This is a genomic window from Paenibacillus sp. GbtcB18, assembly GCF_019091125.1.
Classification (GTDB): domain Bacteria; phylum Bacillota; class Bacilli; order Paenibacillales; family NBRC-103111; genus Paenibacillus_F; species Paenibacillus_F chitinolyticus.
Map to the genome: position 1 here is coordinate 335,435 of NZ_JAGXJX010000008.1, position 23,675 is coordinate 359,109.

At 54.2% G+C, this 23,675-nt stretch carries 16 protein-coding genes and 1 riboswitch; of the genes, 14 read left to right on the forward strand and 2 right to left on the reverse strand.

The features are described from left to right. Positions 1–94: 94 nt before the first annotated feature. The gene (locus KVT34_RS22890) at positions 95–1,198 is read right to left on the reverse strand and encodes an LCP family protein (RefSeq protein WP_483311452.1); all 1,104 of its coding nucleotides are present in this window, start codon (positions 1,196–1,198) and stop codon (positions 95–97) included. A 278-nt stretch (positions 1,199–1,476) separates the two neighbouring features. Between KVT34_RS22890 and KVT34_RS22895 the strand changes: the two genes are divergently transcribed. The 5 genes from KVT34_RS22895 to bcp all read left to right on the forward strand — a co-directional run bounded on the left by KVT34_RS22895 (position 1,477) and on the right by bcp (position 5,661). Next, positions 1,477–2,559: an ABC transporter ATP-binding protein gene (locus KVT34_RS22895; protein ID WP_217561417.1), complete on the forward strand. Its 1,083-nt coding sequence runs from the start codon at positions 1,477–1,479 to the stop codon at positions 2,557–2,559. Further along, positions 2,552–3,346: an ABC transporter permease gene (locus tag KVT34_RS22900; RefSeq protein ID WP_217561419.1), complete on the forward strand. Its 795-nt coding sequence runs from the start codon at positions 2,552–2,554 to the stop codon at positions 3,344–3,346. Before KVT34_RS22895 ends, KVT34_RS22900 begins: the two co-directional genes overlap by 8 nt. Positions 3,347–3,349: 3 nt before the next feature. Then, positions 3,350–4,135 (forward strand): ABC transporter permease, encoded by a 786-nt coding sequence (locus KVT34_RS22905; protein WP_217561421.1) that lies wholly within the window; start codon positions 3,350–3,352, stop codon positions 4,133–4,135. A 154-nt stretch (positions 4,136–4,289) separates the two neighbouring features. Beyond that, entirely contained in the window at positions 4,290–5,027 is a 738-nt protein-coding gene (locus KVT34_RS22910; RefSeq protein WP_217561423.1) for a hypothetical protein, read from the forward strand. 169 nt (positions 5,028–5,196) lie between these two features. Next, positions 5,197–5,661 carry a thioredoxin-dependent thiol peroxidase gene (bcp, locus tag KVT34_RS22915; protein ID WP_217561425.1) on the forward strand — a complete coding sequence of 155 codons (465 nt, stop codon included), beginning with the start codon at positions 5,197–5,199 and terminating at the stop codon, positions 5,659–5,661. 62 nt (positions 5,662–5,723) lie between these two features. On the opposite strand, the gene KVT34_RS22920 is transcribed toward bcp, so the two are convergent. Beyond that, positions 5,724–6,884 carry a Gfo/Idh/MocA family protein gene (locus KVT34_RS22920; RefSeq protein WP_217561427.1) on the reverse strand — a complete coding sequence of 387 codons (1,161 nt, stop codon included), beginning with the start codon at positions 6,882–6,884 and terminating at the stop codon, positions 5,724–5,726. Positions 6,885–7,057: 173 nt separating this feature from the next. On the opposite strand from KVT34_RS22920, the gene KVT34_RS22925 reads away from it, so the two are divergent. The 9 genes from KVT34_RS22925 to KVT34_RS22965 all read left to right on the forward strand — a co-directional run bounded on the left by KVT34_RS22925 (position 7,058) and on the right by KVT34_RS22965 (position 23,301). Then, positions 7,058–7,828, forward strand: coding sequence for a nucleotidyltransferase domain-containing protein (locus tag KVT34_RS22925; protein ID WP_217561429.1), 771 nt, complete (start codon positions 7,058–7,060; stop codon positions 7,826–7,828). A 147-nt stretch (positions 7,829–7,975) separates the two neighbouring features. Then, a complete protein-coding gene (locus KVT34_RS22930; protein WP_217561431.1) occupies positions 7,976–9,355 on the forward strand; it encodes a polysaccharide deacetylase family protein in 1,380 nt (459 codons plus the stop codon). 62 nt (positions 9,356–9,417) lie between these two features. Further along, entirely contained in the window at positions 9,418–10,398 is a 981-nt protein-coding gene (locus KVT34_RS22935) for an AAA family ATPase (RefSeq protein ID WP_217561433.1), read from the forward strand. Between the two features lie 9 nt (positions 10,399–10,407). Beyond that, positions 10,408–12,051 (forward strand): DUF58 domain-containing protein, encoded by a 1,644-nt coding sequence (locus tag KVT34_RS22940; protein WP_217561435.1) that lies wholly within the window; start codon positions 10,408–10,410, stop codon positions 12,049–12,051. Continuing rightward, positions 12,038–14,698, forward strand: a complete 2,661-nt coding sequence (locus KVT34_RS22945) for a transglutaminase-like domain-containing protein (RefSeq protein WP_217561437.1) — start codon at positions 12,038–12,040, stop codon at positions 14,696–14,698. The genes KVT34_RS22940 and KVT34_RS22945 overlap by 14 nt, the downstream gene beginning before the upstream one ends. A gap of 64 nt (positions 14,699–14,762) precedes the next feature. Then, positions 14,763–16,307 carry a glutamine-hydrolyzing GMP synthase gene (guaA, locus tag KVT34_RS22950; RefSeq protein WP_254635064.1) on the forward strand — a complete coding sequence of 515 codons (1,545 nt, stop codon included), beginning with the start codon at positions 14,763–14,765 and terminating at the stop codon, positions 16,305–16,307. Positions 16,308–16,477: 170 nt separating this feature from the next. Beyond that, positions 16,478–16,577: riboswitch (purine riboswitch) on the forward strand. A gap of 186 nt (positions 16,578–16,763) precedes the next feature. Then, entirely contained in the window at positions 16,764–18,170 is a 1,407-nt protein-coding gene (locus KVT34_RS22955; RefSeq protein ID WP_217561439.1) for an NCS2 family permease, read from the forward strand. Positions 18,171–18,464: 294 nt separating this feature from the next. After that, positions 18,465–19,730 (forward strand): S-layer homology domain-containing protein, encoded by a 1,266-nt coding sequence (locus KVT34_RS22960; protein ID WP_217561441.1) that lies wholly within the window; start codon positions 18,465–18,467, stop codon positions 19,728–19,730. A gap of 13 nt (positions 19,731–19,743) precedes the next feature. Continuing rightward, positions 19,744–23,301 carry a DUF5704 domain-containing protein gene (locus tag KVT34_RS22965; protein WP_217561443.1) on the forward strand — a complete coding sequence of 1,186 codons (3,558 nt, stop codon included), beginning with the start codon at positions 19,744–19,746 and terminating at the stop codon, positions 23,299–23,301. Positions 23,302–23,675: the final 374 nt, after the last annotated feature.

Here is a 23,675-nt window from a genome sequence, read left to right on the forward strand (position 1 = left end):
GATCGTGTCCTCTATAGCCTATCACCGAATGGCGGGGGCCGGGAAGAAAAATAACGTGCCGTCTCCCGGGAGGAGACGGTCACGTTAGAAAGCTTTACTGCCTGGTGTTCTTGCTGGTGCCGGTGGTTCCGGCAGTTCCGGAAGACGAGCTTCCCGAATTGCCGCCGGACGGGCTGCTTCCCGAGCCAGAGCCGGTGCCGGTTCCCGTGACTGTGCCTGCTGCGGGAACGTCCGTCATGCCCTCGAATACATCGTCAATGTAACGCTTGAGCTTCGTTTTGTCGACGGAGAGGACCTGTGCCCCGCTGATTCTGCGTTCGACGACCAGGTTTTCCGGCGGCAGCTGAATGCTCTGAATGCCTTTGGCTCTCGCGTCGAAGGCAAGCCCGCCGAGTTTGACCATATCTCCGAACGACATGTTCGTATTGATGTAAGGCTCCATGCTCTTCAAAATGGAAGGTAGTTTAAGAATGGACTGCGTGCTCTGCATCTTATCGGCTACGGCGGTCAAAAATTTCCGCTGGCGTTCCGTTCGGGCATAGTCCGACTGGGCGTCGTGGCGGAACCTGACGTACTGCAAAGCGGTCTGGCCGTCCAGATGCTGCATGCCCTTTTTCAAATTAATATCGAATACGTGTCCGTCCGCGGCATCCGTGTACTTCATGTCCTTCTCGACTTCGAGGTCGATTCCGCCGACGGCGTCCACAAGGGCGATAAACCCTTTGAAATCCGTGTACAAGTAGTACTGGATCGGAATCCCGGTCAGCTCGCTGACGGTTTTCATCGCCAGATTGGGTCCCCCGATAGTAAAGGCCGAGTTAATGCGCCCTTCATCGTTGCCGGGGATTTTGACCCAGGTATCCCGGAGAATCGACATCAGGGAGGCTTTTTTGGTCACGGGATCGATGGAGGCGATCATGAGGGTATCGGAGCGCGGCGGCTCCCCGTTCTCTACGCCCCTGGAGTCCGCGCCGAGCAGAAGCACGTTCACACGCCCGGTTCCTTCCCAGACCGGAGGCTTATAGTCGTCCCCCTGGTACTTCTCGTCAAATCCCTTGATTCCGTCTTTATTGTTAATGTTATCGGCGAAGCTGTATATGCTGTAAGCAAAATAGCCTGCGGTGCAGATCAGGGCGAACAGGATGCCGACAAAGAGCATCCGCCACGGTCTGACCCGTCTTTTTTTGGCTTTTGGCATGTGAGTTCCTTCCCTTTCCTTAAATAAAAATAGGCGTTATCTGTACATGATTAACTGGATATCCGGCTGCTGAAACAACGCTTTCCGATTCCCGCTTTTTTGTATCCTGACGGCGCCCGGGTGTGTTTACAAAAAGCTCATTTGTTGTATGATGAGGGGTGGGGAACGGCGAACTCATGTATTTCATTATAGGGGCAACTTCTTCTCCGCCGCAAGTTACACATGATTTCACAGGGTTTTAAAAATTTTCCATTCCATCAAAACAGCAGGAGGAAAACATGCCAGCTATCGAAGTGAAAGATCTCCGCAAAGAGTTTCGCGTGCAGAAAAGCAGAAGCGGGCTCAAAGGAGCGTTTCGCGATCTGTTCGACCGTGAATATAACCAGGTTACGGCCGTTAAAGATATCAGTTTTGAAATCCCCGAGGGAGAGATTTGCGGCTATATCGGAGAGAACGGCGCCGGCAAATCGACGACGATCAAAATGCTCACGGGCATTCTCGTTCCCACTTCGGGCCATCTTCAGGTGAACGGATATATCCCTTACAAGGACCGGGAAGCTTTCGTCAAAGGCATCGGGGTCGTCTTCGGCCAAAGGAGCCAGCTGTGGTGGGATATCGGCGTCATCGAATCGTTCCAACTGCTTAAGAAAGTATACCGGGTTCCGGAAAACGACTTTAAAGCGCGGCTGGACGAGCTGTCCGACCGGCTCCAGCTCGGCGAGCTGCTCAGCCGGCCGGTCCGGAAGCTGAGTCTCGGTCAGCGGATGCGCTGCGAGCTTGCGGCTTCGCTGCTGCACAACCCCGCGATCGTTTTCCTGGACGAGCCTACGATCGGGCTCGATATCGTCGTGAAAACCGAGATCCGCGAGTTCCTGAAATCGCTGAACCAGCGCTACGGGACGACCATCCTGCTTACGACGCACGATCTTCAAGATATCGAAGCCCTTTGCTCGCGGGTTATTATGCTGGACGACGGGCGCATCATTTACGATGGCGGGCTCGATCAGCTGAAGGAAACGTGGGGCAAAGGCAAGGAAGTGGTGCTGCAGTTCAACGACCCGGTGCCGCTGGAAAATCTGAAGCTGCTCACGGAAGGCCTGGACGTGACCTGGGAGCAGGACAGCGCGCTGGACGCCCGCGTGTTTATCCCTCAGCGGAGCGCGAACGTGTCCGACGTTCTGGCGCGGATCGTCGGTGTCGTCCAGATTGCGGATATACGCATCCTGGAGACGAATACCGACGATATCGTCCGCGAGATTTACAAATCCGGTTCGGCCGAAGCCCGGAAGCCGTCCGCGCCGGAAGCGGGGGAGCCGGGCGGCGGGGCCGAAGAGGATAAAGGAGCGGTGCCGCATGTATAAGGCTTATGTGGAGCTGATCCGCATCCGGTTCATAACCATGCTCGCCTACCGGGTGAACTATTACAGCGGCATCCTGGTTTACGCGCTCAACATCGGTTCCTACTACTTCCTGTGGAAGGCCATCTACGGCAGTCAGGAAACGCTTGGCGGACAGACATTGGGACAAATGACGACGTATATCGTGGTGTCCTGGATGAGCCGCGCTTTTTACTTCAATAACCTGGACCGGGAAATCGCGAATGAAATCCGGGACGGGAGCGTCGCGATCCAGTTTATCCGTCCTTACAATTATGTGGTGTACAAAATGATGCAGGGCCTCGGAGAAGGCTTGTTCCGGTTTCTTCTGTTTACGACGCCGGGTCTCGTGATCGTCTCCCTTTTGTTCCCGGTCGAGCTGCCGACGGATATTTCCTTGTGGCTCGTCTATCTGCTCATGCTGCTGTTTGCTTTCTTAATTAATTCCCAGATTAATATTATGACGGGATTGTCCGCGTTTTTCCTGGAAAACAGCGAGGGGATGATGCGGATGAAGCGGGTGGCCGTCGATCTGTTCTCGGGGCTGATTCTGCCGATCACCATGTTCCCCGGCTGGACGGCGAAGCTGCTGGAATGGCTGCCGTTCCAAGCCATTACGTATTTGCCCGGTTCGGTGATTACCGGCAAACTGACCGGAAGCGCCGTATGGCAGGCGGTTTCGATTCAAGTCATCTGGTTCGTCGCGCTTCTTGTGCCGATTGCCTTCATGTGGCATAAAGCAAGAACCCGGCTGTTCGTGCAGGGGGGTTAACGCATGTTCTATTTATCGCTTATTCTGGATTACTTGAAAAATTATTTGAAAACCAGATTGACCTACCGTTCGGATTTCTGGATCGAGGTCGTTTCGGATTTGCTGTTCAACGGGTTGAACCTCGTGTTTATTCTCGTCGTTTTCCAGCAGACCGCGCTTCTCGGAGACTGGAACCGCGATCAAATTTTGTTCATATACGGCTTCTTTATGGTCCCTTACGGATTATTCTCCACAATCTTCAACCTATGGAATTTCAGCGAACGCTATATCGTCAAAGGGGAAATGGACCGTATTCTGACCCGCCCGGCCCACAGTCTGTGGCAGGTTATGCTGGAGAACATGGACCCGGCTTCCCTGTTCAGCGCTCTCGCAGGACTGGTCGTGATGATCTACTCGTGGGCTCAGCTCGATTTGCCTGTTCACTGGAGTGATCCGTTAGTGATGCTGATGATGGTCGTGTCCGGCGTGCTGATTTACGGCGGCATTTACGTCTCGCTGAGCGCGCTTGCGTTCTTTTCCGATTCGCCGACAGGCATCATGCCTCTGATCTGGAACATCCAGAACTACGGGCGGTATCCGGTTACGATTTACAACAAACTGCTGCGCGGCATTCTGACCTGGATCTTGCCGTTCGCTTTCGTCGGCTTTTATCCGGCGGCTTATTTCCTGGACCCGCTCAACTGGAAGGGGTTTGCCCTGCTTACACCGGTTGTGGGCATTGTTTTCATTACGATCGGCCTAAGCGTGTGGAACATCGGGGTCAAGCGCTACCGGGGGGCAGGGTCCTGATTCGGCCGGTGAAAAGAAGGCTCCCACAATTTTCAGGTTGCTTTCAGCAAAGTTTTAGGTTCCGCTAAGCTTCGCGTAAAAGTTCCGTCATAACTTCTGCCTATACTTGGGGTGTAGCATAAACAAGCCCCCCATTTGAAAGGTGGAAATAAGAATGAATAAAACCCGCAGCAAATTGATGGTATCCACGTTGGCCGCAGCACTTCTGCTCGGCGGAGGAGCGGCTCTTTCCAGTCAGGTGTTCGCTGCCGACAGTACGGATTCGGGTCAAACGTCGACTCAGCAGTCGGCGCCGTTCAAGCATGACGGCAAGAACCGCAAACCTTTCGGACAATTCGGCGGTCCGGGATCTTATCTGAAAGACGCGGCAACGGTCCTCGGTCTGGAGGAAAAGGCCTTGATCACCGAGCTGAAAGCGGGCAAGTCCCTGGCTCAGCTTGCCGAAGCTAAAGGCATCAGCCAGGCGGATTTGGTGAAGAAGCTGGTGGAAGCCTCCACGAAAGAGATTGACGCCAAAGTAACCGAAGGCAAAATCGACAGCACAAAGGCAGCCGAACTGAAAGCCAACCTTGAGAAGCGCATCGAGAAAGCCGTTACGGTTACCGGCATGCAGAACTTCAAAGGCGGCAAACACGGCCGTGAAGGCGGTTTTGTAAACCCGGAAAAGCTGGCGGCTATCCTCGGCCTAACCAAGGAAGAGTTGAAAACGCAGCAGGAAGCCGGTAAAACCGCCGCCGAGATTGCGGCGGCCAAAGGCATCACCAGAGAGCAGCTGCTTGAAAAGCTGAAAACGGAGCTGACTCCTTCGCTGGAGAAATTTATCGATGCGAAGAAGGGCGATAAGCCTCAGAAGAAAGATCAGAAGCAAGCCCAGACGGAGCAGGCCGAGTAAGAACGGCAGTATAGGATGCTTCGACAGGCAGGGAATGAAAGGAAGACCGGCAGCGGACAACGCTGCCGGTCTTTTTGCGTAACAGGCTAGAACTCGATTTCCAATGCATCCGCCAGATGAGTATAATGGTAACTAATGCAAAAAAGATGAACCGAAGGAGGCGCACGAGATGAGTATAAACACGGGGCAGCAAGCACCGGATTTCGAACTGCCGGCGAACAACGGGCAGCAAGTGAAATTGTCCGATTTTAAAGGAAAAAAAGTGGTCTTGTATTTCTATCCGAAGGATATGACGCCGGCGTGCACGACCCAGGCTTGCGATTTCCGGGACAAGCATCGGGAATTCGAGTCTTTAAACGCCGTTATTCTGGGCGTCAGCACGGATTCCCTGAAACGACACGAGAAATTTATCGACAAGTACAGTCTGCCTTTCCTGCTGCTGGCCGATGAAGACCATGCGGTATCCGAGGTCTACGGGGTCTGGAAAGAGAAGAGCATGTACGGCAAGACGTTTATGGGTATCGAACGCTCGACGTTTCTCATCGACGAAGAAGGCGTCCTTGTCAAAGAATGGCGCAAGGTTAAAGTCAAAGGTCATATTGAGGAAGCGCTGACTTATCTGAAGGAACACTAAAGCGGTTTTGAAGAAACCCGCTTACATACTTAGACAACGGGAGCGGAGGAAAGGACGGAAATTTACACGTCCACCCACCGCTGGCGCTCATGGCTTTGCAGAACCGCTTCGACAATTCTCATGACACCGCAGGCCTGATTGAAGGAAGCGAACTTCGAACTGGTTTCGTCCGTCTTCCGCGCTTTGCGTCTGCCGATGAGAGAGTAGTAGTCGAGCAGCAGGTTTTTAAGCGCATCGGGCCAGCCTTCTTCATGCCCCCCGGGATAATGGGTGATGGAGGCGGCCTGGGAGCTCATCAGGCTGGCATCGCGCATCTGGATCTGATTGGGCACATCACGGGAGCCGATCCACAGCCGGTTCGCTTCCTCCTGGTCCCAACGCAGGGCGCCTTTTTCGGCGGAAATTTCGAAATACAGCTTGTTTTTGCGGCCGGGACTGACCTGGGAGATGCAGAAGACGCCTTTGGTGCCGTCCTCGAACCGGACCAGAATGGACCCGAAATCCTCCGTGTCCACCTCAACGCGTTCGCAATCCTCCGGCTTGGGCGCCGCGTTCGTGAACGTGGCCTTCTCGTCCTTGGGCTTATACCGTACGGGATGGACAATTCCGAGGTCCGCGAAGACCGACACGATCCGGGTGCCTAGTACGTACTGGACGGTATCGCACCAGTGGGAGCCGATGTCCGCCACCGCCCGCGAAGGCCCGTTCAAGCGCGAGTCCATGCGCCAGTTATAATCCGTCTCGTACAGCAGCCAGTCCTGGAGGTAGCCGCCCAGCACATAGTGCGGCTTGCCGTATGTCCGGGAAGCGATCTGCTGCTTGATTTCCTCGACGAGGGGATAGTGGCGGTAGATGAACGCCACGCCGGCGACGAGACCTTTTTCCCGCGCAAGCTTCTGCAGTTCATCCGACTCCTCGACGGTAACGGAGAGCGGCTTTTCGGACAAGACGTGTTTGCCGGCAAGCAGGGCCGCCTTATTGAACGTGTAGTGCAGATGATTGGGCGTGCAGTTGTGTACAACCTCGATATCCGGATCCTGGATAAGCTCCATGGCATCCCCGTAATACATGGGAATCCGGTAGCGGGCCGCCGCTTCCTCCGCATGCGACAGTCTGGCAGAAGCAACCGCGACGACTTGAACCGAAGGCACCCGCTGGAGGGCCTCGATGTGGGCCATGGCCGAGAATCCGGTCCCGATCACGCCGACTTTAATATCTCCCATTCGTTTCACCTCTTTAATTAGTCTGGTATTCATCTGGTTTGCGGTTAACTGCGCTCATGTTTAGCTCCTTGGAACAGGCAGCAGGTTACAGATTAAGCTTTTAATCTGCTTTTACCCCAAAAAGCGCCGGATTGATTGATAAACTGAAAAATTTCGGAAACCGGAGGACTTTTATGGAAGCGGTCATACGTAAAAAATTAAAAGAAATCGAAGAGAACGAGGGGGTAAAAGTCTTGTTTGCCGTCGAGTCGGGAAGCCGCGCCTGGGGATTTCCTTCCAAGGACAGCGACTATGACGTCCGGTTTGTTTATGTCCGCAGACCCGAGTGGTACCTTTCCATCGACGAAAAAAGAGACGTGATCGAAGTACCGATCAACGACATGCTCGATATAAACGGCTGGGACATCCGGAAGGCGTTGAAGCTGTTCCGCAAGTCGAATCCGCCCCTTATGGAATGGCTGATTTCGGATATCGTTTATCAGGAAGCTTACGGATTCAAGGAAGAGATGCTGCGCCTCCGCAGTGAAGTGTTCTCGCCCAAGGCTTCCCTTCATCATTACCTGAGCATGGCGAAGGGCAATTTCCGGGAATATCTCCAGAGGGACCAGGTCCGGATCAAAAAATATTTCTACGTGCTCCGTCCGATTCTGGCCTGCAAATGGATCGAGGAGAACGACACGAATCCGCCTATTCTTTTTCAGGAGCTGGTAGACAAGCTTTTGCCCGAATCCGGGTTGAGAGATCAGATTAATGAGCTTTTAAGGAGAAAAATAGCCGGGGATGAGCTAGACCTGGAAACGCGGGTCGAAGAGATTCACGCCTTCATCGGCAAAGAGATCGAACATCTGACCGGGGTGGCCGCGGCAAGCAAAACGGAGCTGGCGGACCCGACGCCCCTGCTTGACGATGTATACCGCCGCTACCTAACCCTCGTCTGGAAATAAAATGCTAGAGTTTACGAATCCGCATATCGCTTTTTACAAGAGCTTGGCGTTAGCCGGGCTCTTTTTTGCGCGCAAAAGCATACCCTCGGCAACTCTCTCATATACTCTATCAGCAGCCAAATGATTGTAAAATGCGGAGGGATTGTCATGCTGAAAACGAAGTTCTCCCACTTTCGCTTCACCCGGATCGTTCTCATCCTTCTCCTTATTTTCGTTGTATTCCCGTCCATACAGCCTGCGTACAAAGCTTATGCGGCCGATGCGGACAGCGGCCCGGCAGAGAGTATTTACGAAGCGCTTATAAGCGGCGATAAGGTCGCCTCGGACCGGACCTACGCTGTTCCCGATAAACCGACGGTCTATTTGACGTTCGACGACGGACCGAGCAAATATACACCGGAAGTGCTGGATATTTTGCGAAAAGAGGAAATCCCCGCCACATTTTTTGTCGTCGGAGAGCATGTGGAGGGAAATCCGAAGCTGGTCAAGCGGATCGTCTCCGAAGGCCACGCGCTTGGCAACCACAGTTATGATCATTCCTACAAGAAGCTGTATTCGGATTACAAAGGTTTCTGGAAGCAGGTCGAGCAGACCGACCGGGCTATCGAAAAAGCGGCCGGTTTCCGGACCGGTTTGATGCGGGCACCCGGCGGAACCGCCGAGAATTTCGATGTCTTCTACTTCTACTACATGAAGGAAGCGGGCTACACGCTATACGATTGGGATATCGACAGTGAGGACTCCAAACGGACGGGCGTTCCCGCGGCGGAAATTATCCGCTCGATCCGTAAAGCTCCGCTCAAGCACGAGCTGACGGTTTTGTTTCATGACGGGACCGGGCACAAGGAAACGGTAAAAGCGCTTCCGGAAGTTATCCGGTACTTCAGGGACAAGGGCTACGCTTTCGCGAAGCTGGACGATGGGGTGAAGCCCGCGCAGTTCCCCGTCCGCAAAGCCGGGCGTTGGCACCGGAGCGCACCCGATGAAGCGGAATTCGCCCGGACGGCTGCGGCGATGAGAAACTGGGCCGCTTCCGTTTCCGTTTCCGGCGGGCGCACGCCGGTTCCGTCCGGTGAAGAAGCGGCCGTGGGAGCGGGCTCCGTCCGGCCTCGGCAGGCGGCACCCCGGCTTCCTCTGACGCTGACCGTAGACGGCAGAAGAACGGTGCTTCCCCCCGAGCAGGCGCTTTTCCGGGAGGAGCGGCTCGAGGTGCCGCTGCGGGTGCTTGCTCAGCAGATGGGGGCCAAGGTCAGCTGGGACCAGTCGGCTTTGACGGCTAGCGTCGACTACGGGTTCACCCGGCTGGACTACAATCTGCGCGACTACACCTTGTCGGTGCGTCTATGGGCCGGGGTTACGGCCGTCTATCATCTGCCCAATATGCGTCTTCTCGAAGGGAGTCTCTATGTCCCTTTGAGGAAGACCGTAGAGCTGCTGGGCGGCGGCATACTAGACTATCACGCGGACGAAAGCGGGAGAGAAGTGACGATTTTCGGCGGGACCGCTCTTTTTTCTAGCAAACTGTAAGTCTATTTCCATAGAGAACGGGGAACACTGGGAATATATCATTTCACTAGGAGGCTTTCCCCGTGATTTCCAATCGGACGTTCTTATTTGACCAGCCCCATACTCTTCTTCAAAAAGTAGTCGATCAAGTCGCCAAAGTCGTTGTCGGCAAACGGGATGCCATCGAGAAAAGCGTCATTGCCATGCTGTGCGGAGGCCATGTTCTTCTGGAAGATGTGCCGGGCGTTGGCAAAACGCTGCTTGTGCGCAGTCTGGCGGCCACTATAGGCTGCGGCTATAAAAGAATTCAATGCACGCCGGATTTAATGCCGTCGGATATTACGGGAGTTTCCGTATTCCAGCCGCAAACCGCCGCATTCGAATTCAGACCGGGACCGATTATGAATCCGGTCGTTCTGGCCGATGAACTGAACCGCGCGCTGCCGAGGACACAGGCGGCCTTCCTGGAAGCGATGGAGGAGCGCAGCGTAACCGTGGACGGTGTCACCTACGAGCTTCCGAAGCCCTTCCTGCTGCTGGCCACGCAAAATCCGCTCGATCATGAAGGAACGTATCCCATTCCCGAAGCGCAATTGGACAGGTTCCTGATGAAGCTGTCGCTGGGCTATCCGGAGCACGGGGACGAAGTCGGCATGCTGGAGCAGCAGCTTCAGCGGCGTTCGGAGGGCAGCTTGAGGCCTGTTTTAATGCAGGAAGAGTGGGTGCAGCTGCAGAGCGAGGCCGCCACGGTCAACGTCGACGAGTCCCTGCGCGAGTATATCGTAAGCCTCGCCGGGGCCACGCGGAGGCATCCCGATCTGCGGCTCGGGGCCAGTCCGCGCGCATCGGCGGCTTTGATGCGGGCCGCTCAGGCCAGAGCGCTGATGCAGGGCCGCCGCTACGTCGTGCCCGACGACATCAAGTGCCTGGCCGTGCCCGTTTTCGCCCATCGGCTGCTGCCCTCGACCGACGCGCTTATCGGCGGCAGGACCCCGCAGGCTGCGGTGGAAGCGGCCGTCGCTTCCGTGCCGATCCCCGTGCTGCGTTTTGCGGCTGTCCGTTAGGAGGACGCCATGATGAAATCTTGGCTGAATCTGGCGGGAACCGTCGCGGGAGCGATAGGGGCGCACGTTCTTTACCTCGCTGCCGGGGGACTGGCTCCCCTGATCATCGAGTGCCTGCTCTGGGCGAATGCGGTCTCCGGCGCTTCCGTCCTTTTCTTCACGCTCAACGGGGCCGAGGTTTCCCGCAGGCTCGGGGCGCCCCGGATTTTTGCCGGTCGGAACGTGGATGTGAAGCTTGAAGTGACCCAGCGTTCTCTGCTGCCCGTATGCTGGATGGTGGTCCGTGAGCACTGGGGGCGGGAAGGGGGGGAGGTGAGCAGCTGCAAGTCGCTGCTTTGTTTTCCCTGGACCGCGTCGACTGTTTCGCTTTCATACAGCCTGGATGATGTAGGGCGGGGACAGTATGTTTTGGAACGGACAGAGCTGCTTTGCGGGGATTTGTTCGGGCTGTTCACCAAAAGGCGCGTCGTGAAAGCGGATGCCGCCTTCACGGTCTACCCGGCGCCTGAATCATTCGGGCTGCGCGGAGTGCCGGGTGCGGAAAGCGAAAGCCGGGGGAAGCCGTCCGGGCTCCTCCATGCAACCGGCGTGTCGGCCGGCGTACGGGCCTATGCCGCGGGAGATCCCCTGTCATGGATCGACTGGAAAGCGACCGCCCGTAGAGGCTCGCTGCAGACGCAGGTGCGTTCCGGAGCCGTTAAGCCGTCCCGGATTATCGTGCTCGACACGGACCCGGGCTGCGGGGAAGCGGACACCGGGTGCGAATGCGTGCATTCGGCGGGCAAGGGCAGGGAAGGCCGGAAGAGTGGAAGAAGCGCAAAGAAAGGTGGTAAGCACGCGGCATCCGGCCCATGTAGTCTGGGACAGGCCATGCTGGAGAAGCGGATCCGTCTTGCCGCCTATGCCGTCCTTGAACCGGATACGGGAACCGGAGGGATCGTTACGGGGACCTCCTTCCGGGAAAGGACTGTACTTGCTCAATCCGCGCAGCCACACGGCTTTCCCGGGTTCCAGGGCGCGTCCTCGTTCGACCCGGATGACGGCGCTCCGGTTCCATTTGCAAACGCGTCTCTGGAACTGCTGGCAGCCGTCCGGGGCGAGACAGGCAAAGGCATTCACATGCTGCGCAAGGAGCATGCTTCCCAAGCCCCGGGCGTTACGCTGCTCTATCTGACTTCACGTTTGGATGAAGCTCTGATTGTGTGTGCCATGGAGCTGCTTGCCGCAAGACGGCCTCTGCAGATTGTGTACGTTTCACAATCGTACATGCTTACGTCTCAGGAGCAAAAACGGCTCTCTGTGCTGCGTGAAGCCGGGGTGGAGGCGGCTTGTTTTGCCGCCGCAGAAGATAGGGCCGCCGAGGTGCCTGTCGCGGGGTACAGACAAAGGGCGGAAATTTCCGGTTCCGCCGGCAACAAACGAACATTTTTCATAAAAAAACATAAAGCGAAGCGAATGAAAGTTCGTGCCTCCGCCGATAATTCTGCGGACATTCAGGAGATGGAGAGAGCCGGCAGAAACGCTTATCCTGGGGACGTGTCTTGGTCATCCGGCAGCGATGATTTTTTTGATGAGCACTCGTCTGTCCCTCACAGCATCGCGGGAGATAAAGAGGAGCCGCAAGAGGGAGGGACGGAAGATGCAATCGGTTAAAAAACCGCTTATTTCACCCTATAGAGCAGCGGAATCCGGGACTTCTGCTAAAAGGAACCAAGCCGACAGACGACTCGTTGAGAACGAAAATCAAAGAGAAACCTCCTGGGTCCGGGACACCGCGCTAACTGTGATCTGGTATATGCTTCTGCTCGAATGGCTAAGTCCCCTTGCTCTCGGGGCTGCCGAATTCCAGCCTTTCGGCATCACTCCTTATGCGGTCATGTTCGGATACTTTCTGCTGATTTCAGCCGGTGTGCGTTCCTTTGCGCTGTTATGGACACTTAAGCTGGCCGGGATTGCCGCCGTTTCAGGCTATCAGTTTCAAAAAGAGCTGTTTCCTTTCGGCCCTTGGCCGGTCCGGCTTTGGGAAACGTTTTTGACTGACCTCGATCATGTGGCATCCGGTCAACTTGGCGCACTCAGCGGATTGACCGAATCGCTTCTGTTTTTGTTCGGTGCGGCCGCTTTTATTTCGGCCTCCCATCAACTGCTGCTGCACCGGCAAAACGGGGCCTGGTTCGCAGCCGCAACCGGCGGTTACTTGATGCTCCTCCAGGTCGGCCTTGGCATCGACACAACGCCCGGTTTAATCCGCACCGGGGCACTCGGACTGCTTCTGCTTGCGGGTCTGACGGTTCCCCGTCTGCGGAGACAGTTCGGTGTCTCCGCAACTGGGCGCGGCGGATCTTTGCCGTGGATGGGCCTCAGTGTCCTTGCTGCAGCGATTTTCTATGCGGCAGGTACCTGGGCAGCGGGCGAAGCCGGATCTGCGGCAAAAATGAAGCCCCTGAGCTTGTCCGCCGCCGCAGACAAATGGGCGGCGCTCACACGCGGGCACAAGGGCTCAGGCGCCGGCCAGGCTAACGGCTCATCCTTGAGAATTTCAGGATACGGAGCCGATGATTCCGTGCTGGGCGGTGCGCTGATTTCCGACAGCCGTGTTGTGTTTACCGCCCGGATGCCGGTTCTCGCGTATTGGCGCGGGGAAGCCAAAAGCGTCTATGACGGGCGCGGCTGGTCTCAGCCTTCCGGCACGCTCCGTCCGGCATTCCCGGCTTTGTCGGGGCAGGCGGAGTCGGCGGAGTTTTCTACGGGCGTCGCGACGTCTACAGAGGCTAAAACTGGATCGTCCGCCGGTAACGGACATTCTGCGGAGGGAAGCGCTACGGCTTCGGTCGTTCGCAAAGCCCCTGACGCAGCAGCCGTGAAAGGCCCCTACACCCAGGAGGTTACGGGGATTTCGGGACAGCTGGGGATGCAGCTTTTTGCCGGAGGCGAAGTATTGAAGCTGGAGGAAGCCACAAATACTTCGGGCCAATCCGTTAAGCCGGAGACATTTTGGCTAAACAACGAAAGCGGGAAAGTTGCCCTTCCCGTGACGGATGATCCACTGCAATCCTACCGAGTGACGGTTAAGCCGTTTGCATTCGGCAGCGGCTGGTCCATGCCCGAACCGGGCCCGCAAGCGTCCGCGTTTACGCCGGTGAGCGACGCCGAGATCAGAAGCGGACTGCGGAGCAGCGCGAATGGTACGGGAAGCGGGGGCGAACGGTTTGGCACAGCTGACAGCAGCGATGTAAATGCGGCGGCTGATAGCCATACTTCCACTGCCGGAGGCAGCGGCAGCCGCGGTGAAACCGCCGTAGGCGCGGAAGCCGGAAACCCCGAGCGGAACACGCAGGCTCCAGCTGCGCTTGCCGAGCCGGAGCCTGCCGAGCTCGCCGCGTACCTCCAGCTCCCGGAGGGGCTGCCGCAGCGCGTCCGCGACCTTGCGGAGCGCGTGACCGCCGGCAGGGGGCAGGATCGCCTCGCGGCGGCGCTTGCCCTGGAGCGGTACCTCCGCACGGAGTATCGCTACAGCATGGACAAGCCGACGCTCCCCGCGGCCGGCGAAGATTTTGTCGACCACTTCTTGTTCGTCGACAAGCTGGGGTACTGCGACCATTTCTCGTCGGCGATGGTCGTGATGCTGCGCGCGGCGGGAATTCCCGCCCGCTGGGTCAAAGGCTTCGCCCCCGGCGAAGCGGGCGAGCGCGGCCCGGACGGCAGCCTGGCGGTAACCGTCCGCAGCCGCGACGCCCACTCGTGGGCCGAAGCGTACATCCCGGGCGCCGGCTGGCTCGCGTTCGAGCCGACGCCCGGCTTCGCGGCTCCGTCCGGCGTCGGAGCCGCGGCCGTGCCCGCAGCCGTCTCCTCACCGGAAGAGGAGACGGCGGCCGCGGACACGGCCGGCCCTTGGGCAGCGCAGCTGCTGCCCGCACTTGCCCAGGCGGCCGATTCCCCGGCCGCCTGGGGTTCGGCCGCGCTGCTCGCCCTGTTGGGCGCGGCCTGGCTGCTGCGGCGCTTCCGGCCGCGCCGCGCATCCCAGGCGCCGCTGCGCAGGAGCGCGGCGCTCCGCCGCGGCACGGGCAGCACGGCGCTGATGGAGCGGCTGTGGCTGAAAGTGTTCCGCAGCCACGGCCGCCTGGCCCCGCAGCAGACGCTGCGCGAGTACGTCGCCGGACTTGTCGGTCTTGATCCCGGCCGGCGACGTGCGCTGGAGGAATTTGCCGCTTTGTATGAGGAAGTCCGCTATGACCGCAGCGGAGCCGGAATTATCGGCAAGGGGCGCATTCTGGAACTTTGGAAGCGGATCGAAGGCTAGGGTATGCCTTGATTCATCCGCCTTTGTTATATATAATGATCAAGATTATACTAGGAGGCGGACCATGGATATCCAAAAAACACACGAATTGATTGTCGTTTTAGACTTCGGCGGGCAGTACAATCAGCTGATCGCCAGACGCATTCGCGACCTTGGCGTTTACAGCGAATTGCTCCCTTACAATACTTCGGCGGACAAAATCCGCGAACTGAACCCGAAAGGGATCGTTTTCTCGGGCGGACCGGTTAGCGTATACGGGGAAGGTTCTCCGGTCGTAGACCCTGCCGTGTATGACCTCGGTATTCCGATCATGGGCATTTGCTACGGCATGCAGATGATCGCTCACCAGTTGAACGGTAAAGTGGAACGCGCCGCTACGCGCGAATACGGCAAATCGGAAGTTGAATTCCAGTCTCACAGCCGTCTTGCGAAGAACCTGGATTCCAAGCAAGTGGTGTGGATGAGCCACGGCGACCATGTATGCGATCTGCCGGAAGGCTTCGTTCTTGACGCAAGCACGGAAACTTGTCCGATCGCGGCAATGAGCCACCCGGATAAAAACATCGTGGCCGTACAGTTCCACCCGGAAGTTCGCCACTCGGCGCAAGGCAACGAAATGATCCGCAACTTCATTTTCGATATTTGCGGCTGTGTGGGCGACTGGAGCATGGAAAGCTTCATCGAAGACACGATCCGCGATATCCGCGAACAAGTCGGCGACCGTAAAGTGCTGTGCGCACTGAGCGGCGGCGTAGATTCTTCCGTTGTGGCCATCTTGATCCACAAAGCGATCGGCGATCAATTGACCTGCATGTTCATCGACCACGGCCTGCTCCGTAAGGACGAAGCCGAGAGCGTGATGGATACCTTTGTAGGCAAATTCGATATGCACGTTGTCAAAATCGACGCGCGCGACCGTTTCCTCGGCAAACTGGCCGGAGTAAGCGATCCGGAGCAGAAGCGTAAAATTATCGGCAACGAGTTTATCCGCGTTTTCGAAGAAGAATCCGCACAGTTGGGCGATTTCGCTTTCCTCGCTCAAGGTACGCTGTACACGGATATCGTCGAGAGCGGTACGGCAACTGCTCACACAATCAAATCTCACCACAACGTAGGCGGACTTCCCGAAGACATGAAGTTCCAGCTTGTCGAGCCTCTTAAGGCGCTCTTCAAGGACGAAGTGCGTAAAGTCGGCGAAGAATGCGGACTTCCGGGCGCCATCGTATGGCGTCAGCCGTTCCCGGGTCCGGGTCTTGCGATCCGTGTTCTCGGAGAAGTAACGGAAGAGAAGCTGAAAATCGTCCGCGATTCCGACGCGATCCTCCGCGACGAGATCGCCAAAGCCGGCCTCGACCGCGAGATCTGGCAGTACTTCACGGCTCTTCCTAACATGAAGAGCGTGGGTGTTATGGGCGATGCCCGGACATACTCCTACACGGTAGGTATCCGTGCAGTCACGTCCATCGACGGCATGACAGCCGACTGGGCGCGTATTCCTTGGGACGTGCTGGAGAAAATCTCCGTACGGATCGTCAACGAAGTGGAAAACGTCAACCGTATCGTGTACGACGTGACGTCGAAGCCGCCTGCAACGATCGAGTGGGAATAGCATAATAAAAGTAAGGCCGGACCCTTCCGAAAGGGCTCCGGCCTTTTTTATCCCCTCCATTCCTCTTCGTCCCACATGGAAAAAATCCCGAACATTAACTCTTTTTTGCCAGTTAAATATTCGTTATTCCGTATTGACAAGATCCGATTCGCTTACTAGAATGAAGAGGAATAACAAAATTGAATGCTTTTCGTATAATTCCGGGAATTGGCCCGGAAGTTTCTACGAGGTCACCGTAATGATCTGGCTACGAAAAGAACGTGCAGCCCAGCGGCCTTTGGCGCCTCTTTTTGAAATGGACGTTCGCGAATTTGCTCCGGCAAATTAGGGAAGTTTATTTCCAAAGGAAGCGACCGATGACCGGGGGAGCCGCTCTTTCTTGCAACCGGCCCAGGTGATAAAACGTCGCCCGGGCTTTTTGTTGTTCTCATCCAATTTAAGGGGGATTTCGTTGCAATGGATCGTTTTTTTAGATTAAAGGAAAACGGCTCTAACGTACGGACCGAAATTATGGCGGGCATCACCACGTTTATGGCTATGGCTTACGTGCTGGTGATTAACCCGAACATCCTGACCGCTTTCGGCAAAACAGGTATGGAGTGGTATCCCGTATTTCTCGCGACGGCTCTGGCCGCCGGTATTTTTACCATCGCCATGGGTCTGTTCGTGAACTTTCCGGTCGCACTGGCGCCGGGTATGGGACTTAACGCGTACTTTGCGACTGTCGTGGTATCCACCGCTTCCACCAACAACCCGATCACTTGGCAGATGGCTCTGACCGCCGTCTTTATCTCGGGGATCATTTTTATCATTCTGACCATTACAAGATTGCGGCAGATGCTGCTTGTCGCGATTCCGGACGGAATCAAGCACGCGATTACCGTGGGGATCGGTCTTTTTATTACCATCGTGGGGTTGAAAAACACAGGCCTTATGACAATTGCGGCTGAAACCGTTAACGATATTCCGAAAGGCCAGTTTACACCGCTTAAGGGCTTCGAAACCGTTATTGAGCTGGGCAGCTTCAAAAGCCCGGACGTGATCATGGCTTTGATCGGCCTCGTCCTGATTTCCATTCTGATGGTGCTCCGTGTACGCGGTGCGATTTTGTTCGGCATTCTGGGCACGACGATTATCGCTCTTCTGATGGGATACGTTGACCTAAGCTCGCTGAACAATCCTCAGACGCCTTGGATTCCGGACCTCGGCCAGCTTAACTTCTGGGAGTTTGATTTTGCCGGTATTATGGGCGTCGGCATCGTATCGGTCATCGTAACCTTTACCTTCGTCGAAATGTTCGACACGTTCGGTACGCTTGTAGGTACGGCTAACCGTGCCGGCATCATGAAAAACAAAGAAGAAGGCAACAAACGCGTCGGTAAAGCGATGTTCGTCGATGCTTTTGCGGTGAGCGGCGGCGCCATGCTGGGTACCAGCACCGTAACCGCTTATGTGGAAAGCTCCGCAGGCGTTGCGGAAGGCGGCCGTACCGGTCTGACTTCGCTCACAACGGGTATCCTGTTCATTCTCGCTCTGTTTTTCGCTCCGATTATCGCTTTGATCCCGGGTTCCGCGACAGGCGCGGCCTTGATCGTCGTAGGCGTTCTGATGATGCAGGCGGTGCGTGACATCGACTTCCAGGATCTCGTAATCGGGATTCCGGCGTTCCTGACCATCACATTCATGCCTTTCACTTACAGCATTGCTAACGGTATTTCTCTTGGTATCGTCGGTTATGTCATTCTGGCGGTTATTTCTCAGCTGAGCAGCCGCGTTGAAAAGAAACACAGCATTCACTGGCTCATGTGGGTATTGTTCGTCCTCGTTATCGCGCGCTACGTGTTTATCGGCGTGAGCGGTTAATGGTTTAAAAGTCTCAGACCGGCCTTGGATTAAATCCGGCAGGCCGGTTTTTTTGTGGCTATTTACTTGATTTTATTTTCACCATTTCCAAAATTTGATAAATCGTTTATACTAGGTTTTGTGCCTTTGTTTTTCCTCATCCCCCTCCTGCTCCCGCTCGTTCCTCTAACTCCTTTTCGTATTTCTTTCTATCTCTTCCATTGCTGTACCGGTTAAAGCTAATTTGGTTTGTTCTCTATGTTTGTATTTGCTATGCCTGCTCCTACTATTTAACGTGTGAAAAGGGGTTTTTTAATGGTTTTTCTCAGAAAAAACAAAAGGTTTTATGGAGCTGCCATTTTATTTGGGACGGCCGCTGTACTCCTGCACAATGATGCAAAAGCAGTTGGTCTTACGACAGAGCTTGCCGCCGCTGTTCCGGTCCAGTCTTTTAGCGATGTAGGAGGGCACTGGGCTGAAACGGTCATCCGCAAGGCAGCCGAGCTTGACCTGGTACAAGGTTACAGCGACGGCACTTTTCACCCGGACGGCAAAATTACGCGTGCCGAATTTGCGGCTATGCTGAACCGGGCTACAAAGCAGACAACGGACACAGCGGCGGCAGAGAACCTCCTTACCGGCTTGCAAAACCACTGGAGCCAAGCGGAGGTCAACAAGCTTGCCGCTCTCGGTTTTATCGACCAAAGCGACTATAAGGCGGGCTTCTCCCCCGACCGCGAACTGACGCGCTACGAGATGATCAAATGGATTTCATCGGGCCTCGCCCAATCGGAACCAAGCTTTAAACAGGCGTTGGAGGACACGGAGGGGACCCTGCTGCCGACACCCGAAACCTACAAAGGAGGCATTTCCAGCGAGCAGATTCCTCACGTAGCCCTTGTAAAAGGAACGGGCATCGTGGACGGTTTTGAAGACGGCACGTTCCGGCTAGCCCAAGCGACCACAAGAGCGGAAGTCTCCGCCATTTTGATGCGTTTTATGGAGGTGGAAGGCAACAAAGCCGAACAATACAAGGGGCTTAACGAGCTTAGAGAAGTTGGGCTTACGGGGTCTAATGTGACGACTATAACGAAGTATGAGTATGTACAAGACTTTAGTGGAGAAGCAAGAAGCTTTGCTTATCTTAAGGATAAGAATATATCTTTATTAGGTGCCTTGGGAAAAATGAAAATTCATAGAATTATTTTTTTGGATGAAGGCAGCAGTATTTATAGTGCGATGTTTCAGGACAAGAATGTTATTGCTCCGAAAGGTATGTATATGGTTTTTAGTGATATTACTATCAATTCTAACTCAAATAATATATCGAGTGTAGCTCTAGGAGATGCTATGGGAAATGGAATTACATCATCTGATAGATTAACAGGGGAGGTTATTGAAAGATATGGTTTGAACACATTACCTAGAACCAATGTAAAAGGCTTCTTATCTAAAGGCTCTGAAAATAGAATATGGGTTACTCAATCGATCAAAAAAATTATCCCTGATAATCGTTCATCGGTTTCTTACACAATACAAACTGAAAGTAATGATGAAGTTACAATAGCTATGGGTAAATGAAAGGGAATGACTTATGAAAGGACAATATTTGATTGTTATAATGTTACATCTGGTATGTATCTGTTTATTAGGGTTTACGAGACCAGTCCAGGCCTCAACAGATCCGCCTGCAAATCAAATAAGTAAAGGCAAAGAGATAACTTCTAACGAAGTAACTGCAAATCCTGGGGTCTATTGGTACCAATTAGATAACGGGAAATTTAGAGCTGATTATTCCAATGGAAATAAGCAAAAAGATGTTGATTGGAATAGGGATTGTTATAGTCCTTTTCCTATTAAATCTTCGATGGAAGACGATGTGAACTTGTCTAAATGGTCTGCTTCAACATGGGAGTATAACCTAAGAAAAATCGATAGGAACAACGTACATGATATTCGTCTATTTGACGTTACCTATCATCCTAAGAGATCATATGAACCAGTTATAATTGGATCGAAACCTAACATAGTTAGTAAAGAATCAGCTGAAATTAACACATATACAGGTATGGATTACATTGAAACTGAGTATAGAGAATTTATGAAAAGACCGAACGGATGTCCGAAAGTTGAGGTGATGTATGCAACGCCTGTAGATATAATATGGGCAGGAGACATCTACGAGGAAAAAGAAATCACCGTAATACCCGACTCGTCCATTTCCGTAGGTCAAAAAATCCAGCTCCAGGCAAACGTCAAAACAAAAGACTGGGGAGCGAATGACTGGGGAAAAGACTATGACGTTGCCACCCGAACAACCGAAACCACGTGGAAATCCGAGGACGAAACCATCGCGACTGTGAATGCCTCCGGACAAGTCCTAGGAAAGAAGGCCGGCAAGGTTAAGGTAAGAGCCATTTGGGATAACGGCGATTACCGGATCTCGGATGCCGCTGAAATTACGGTCACGACAGACCCCGGTCTTGTCATCAATCTCCCGAAGCCCGAATTTTGCACCTCCGACTCCTCTATACAGCAGGCAGAAGCCGTGCTCACTAAACCGGACGGTACCTCCTGGCCCCTCCAAAAACACGATAAACTTACTTGGACCAGTTCCAACCCCTCCATTGCAACCATTGATCAAACCGGCAAAATCACCCTGAAAGCAGTAATAGGAACAACGGAAATTACGGCTCATTTTAAAGATGATCTTCAGCATCTGGACGAGAAGAAATCGGTGACTTTAACGATCAAGGATTGCGGCTCATCAGGCGGGGGAAACCCCGGTACGGGAAATCCTCAACTACCGGGAGGAACCAATGGATGCAACCCGGTGATCAATCCGCCGTCTAAAGGCCTCATGCAAAGCGGCTACTCCATGGATCCCCAAGCAAGCGGAATGCTACGTGCCGACAGGCGCGGTGCCGAAACCTTTAACGTCCTCGAAGGAATCCCCACTTCCGAAAGCCTTTACGCCAATGTACAAAGCCTCCACTACCTCTTTCAAAACAAATTCACCAACATGACCGGAGAGGTCACTTACAGCGTCCCCGTCTCCAAAACATATGTATGGACCGTTCCCGTTCCTCCGCCCGGCGTTCCGATCCCCATGAGTCAGACCGTTACTCAAACGATGACGGTCAAGCGACCTTACGGCTACTGGCAAATCGATAATTTGGAAATTTACCGGCCCGAGCAGGCGCGACTCAGCAACTATGCTCTTGGCGGGTACGGCGGTTCGGTTACTTTGGATGCTAAAAATTACACGCCTCCCGTTATAACAAGCACAAATAAAGACGACGTATCCTCTCACGTACAACCCTCGAACTGCAATTCGGTAAACTTGGGTTCCGGCGGAGGTCCGCCTATGAACGAAACCGGCGTGTTTCAAGCTGCCGCGGAAGCCGCGGTCGGCGCTAACAAAGTGAGCAACGATCTTCTGGTGTTTAACGGGAACGCGCTTATGGACAACCGGATTCACGACGCCGCGGCTCCAGTGCCTAAGCCTATTCCAGAGCCTGCGAGGATTGGTCCGGATATTTTTTACGGGACCGGCTACATGATCAGCAAAACACTGGCCAACCGGCAGGCCCAGCCCACAACCGGAACAATCGCGTACACGCTTCTTCCGGGGAATATTAAAGGAGGGGCGAACAAAACCTTCGACATCCCGGGAATCAACCCCGTCACGGTTCATACGCCGGTCATTATGGTGCCATCGGTTTCCGACGATCAGGCGCATAATCAGAAAACGACGCCTGCGTATGACCGCTCAGCGCTCATCCTTGACCGTCCTTTTAGCATAACCGTACCTACAACAGGCCCGCACCGCGGCATCCCGGGTTACGGAATTCGTGATTATGCCAAGTATACAAGGCAGAAACAAGTGTGGTTCCCGTTTGACACTTACGACGCATCTATGAAATTCATACCGAAGCATACGTGGATCGACATCCCGGTAGGACAGCTGTCCACTACGTTTTATATGCCTGTATGGGTCGATGAAGGCCCTTATAGCGTTCTTTTTCGCTCCATGTCGGAGAACGCCCCGGCGTCGTTTACGACAGAACCGCAGGCTAACCTAACTTTGGCTAATCATGTTGCCACTGATACGGTTCCGGTCGATGTGATCGGACGGCTTTACGATTTTAAAGTGACGGACATCGCAGATTACAATTGGGAAAACGTATTTCGTACAGCTAAAGGCAGTGCAGCACACACCGGAACGAAATATTGGATAGGGGAAAAAGATATCGACGGTCATCCGCGGCCGACAGGCTATCCTTTCATCCTTCCGATTCACCCGGGAAGCCACCCTGAAGCGGGATATAAGAACATTTCGGTTAAAACAGGCTATCATATCAAATTTGATCTTAAGACTAAAGGCAATATGTTCGGTTTGAACGATGGTGTGCGGATTACGCCTGCGTTCTATTTCGTCTCTAATGAAGGCGGCAAAAGAGAGCCCGTTGATTTGTATTATCATGCCGATAACAAGCCTTTTGTCCGTATCGGTTCACCGCAGGACCAGGAAAAGCGTTTTGTCGTATTAAACGACCGGCTTCGCAATTTGAGCGCGCTGGAGCTTGAGCAGACGGCGGGGTATCTTTTCGGTCAGGCTCCGGGCTCCTTCACGAACCGGACGGAATTCACGGCCGACTACATAAAGAAAACGGCTAAGCCGACCTGGGTCGGGACTTATCATTGGCTCATTTTGTCCCAGCAAGTGCGGACTTTTATTGGAGAGACGCAAAACATTCCGGCTGGAGTTGATAGAGCCAGGGCCCTCGCTTCGGATCAAAAATGGTACGGGGAATACAGCCTGCCTGCTGCGGTCTATGCCGTACCAAAAGGAACCGATCTCGCTGTCTATGGCCGGAAACAAACGCTCGACAACCAGTCTCCCGTCTTTTTACGGAACGGTTACATCGTCGTGAATTTCAATATTGAAAGCATTCGGGGAGGAGACGTGTACAAGCCATATTTGCAATATATCCATGGACCATTGAATAACCAGTGGCAGAAGGAGGGTGGCGTAGGGAGCATTATCGGCACCAAGGGACAATCATTCCCGGTGATGGACGGGGATGTCGTTTTTTATCATGGAGACCTTTCAAGCTACGATGATTTCAGCTCTAACGGTACTCACTAAACATTCAGATGCGCGATTGCCGGCAAACATAGGGAGAGAAAAGAGTCTGGATTCATGGCTCTTTTCTGCTTCCACAAAATGGTTGTTGCAAAAGACTTCGGATGCTGGTAAAGTTACTTCTTGCCGGCAACAATGAAACACGCCGCGAAAAAAGAAATTCAAAAAAAGCTTGCATAACTGAGCGCAACTATGTTATAGTATAAAAGTTGTCGCTGAGACAAGCGCTAACGACGAAGACCACAAGGTCTTGCGAGATTGTCCTTTGAAAACTGAACAACGAGTGATTGAAGCGTCTCGAGTAATTGAGACATTAATGAGAAGAAATTCTCGTCAGCAACGAATGATTGAGCTTAATCAGCTTGAGATAAACCGCT

Coding starts and splice junctions, on each gene's coding strand:
- KVT34_RS22945 (WP_217561437.1), top strand. CDS start 12,038: ATGCAATCGGTTAAAAAACCGCTTATTTCACCCTATAGAGCAGCGGAA.
- KVT34_RS22965 (WP_217561443.1), top strand. CDS start 19,744: ATGAAAGGACAATATTTGATTGTTATAATGTTACATCTGGTATGTATC.
- KVT34_RS22910 (WP_217561423.1), top strand. CDS start 4,290: ATGAATAAAACCCGCAGCAAATTGATGGTATCCACGTTGGCCGCAGCA.
- KVT34_RS22905 (WP_217561421.1), top strand. CDS start 3,350: ATGTTCTATTTATCGCTTATTCTGGATTACTTGAAAAATTATTTGAAA.
- guaA (WP_254635064.1), top strand. CDS start 14,763: ATGGATATCCAAAAAACACACGAATTGATTGTCGTTTTAGACTTCGGC.
- KVT34_RS22955 (WP_217561439.1), top strand. CDS start 16,764: ATGGATCGTTTTTTTAGATTAAAGGAAAACGGCTCTAACGTACGGACC.
- bcp (WP_217561425.1), top strand. CDS start 5,197: ATGAGTATAAACACGGGGCAGCAAGCACCGGATTTCGAACTGCCGGCG.
- KVT34_RS22895 (WP_217561417.1), top strand. CDS start 1,477: ATGCCAGCTATCGAAGTGAAAGATCTCCGCAAAGAGTTTCGCGTGCAG.
- KVT34_RS22940 (WP_217561435.1), top strand. CDS start 10,408: ATGATGAAATCTTGGCTGAATCTGGCGGGAACCGTCGCGGGAGCGATA.
- KVT34_RS22890 (WP_483311452.1), bottom strand. CDS start 1,198: ATGCCAAAAGCCAAAAAAAGACGGGTCAGACCGTGGCGGATGCTCTTT.
- KVT34_RS22930 (WP_217561431.1), top strand. CDS start 7,976: ATGCTGAAAACGAAGTTCTCCCACTTTCGCTTCACCCGGATCGTTCTC.
- KVT34_RS22900 (WP_217561419.1), top strand. CDS start 2,552: ATGTATAAGGCTTATGTGGAGCTGATCCGCATCCGGTTCATAACCATG.
- KVT34_RS22920 (WP_217561427.1), bottom strand. CDS start 6,884: ATGGGAGATATTAAAGTCGGCGTGATCGGGACCGGATTCTCGGCCATG.
- KVT34_RS22960 (WP_217561441.1), top strand. CDS start 18,465: ATGGTTTTTCTCAGAAAAAACAAAAGGTTTTATGGAGCTGCCATTTTA.
- KVT34_RS22925 (WP_217561429.1), top strand. CDS start 7,058: ATGGAAGCGGTCATACGTAAAAAATTAAAAGAAATCGAAGAGAACGAG.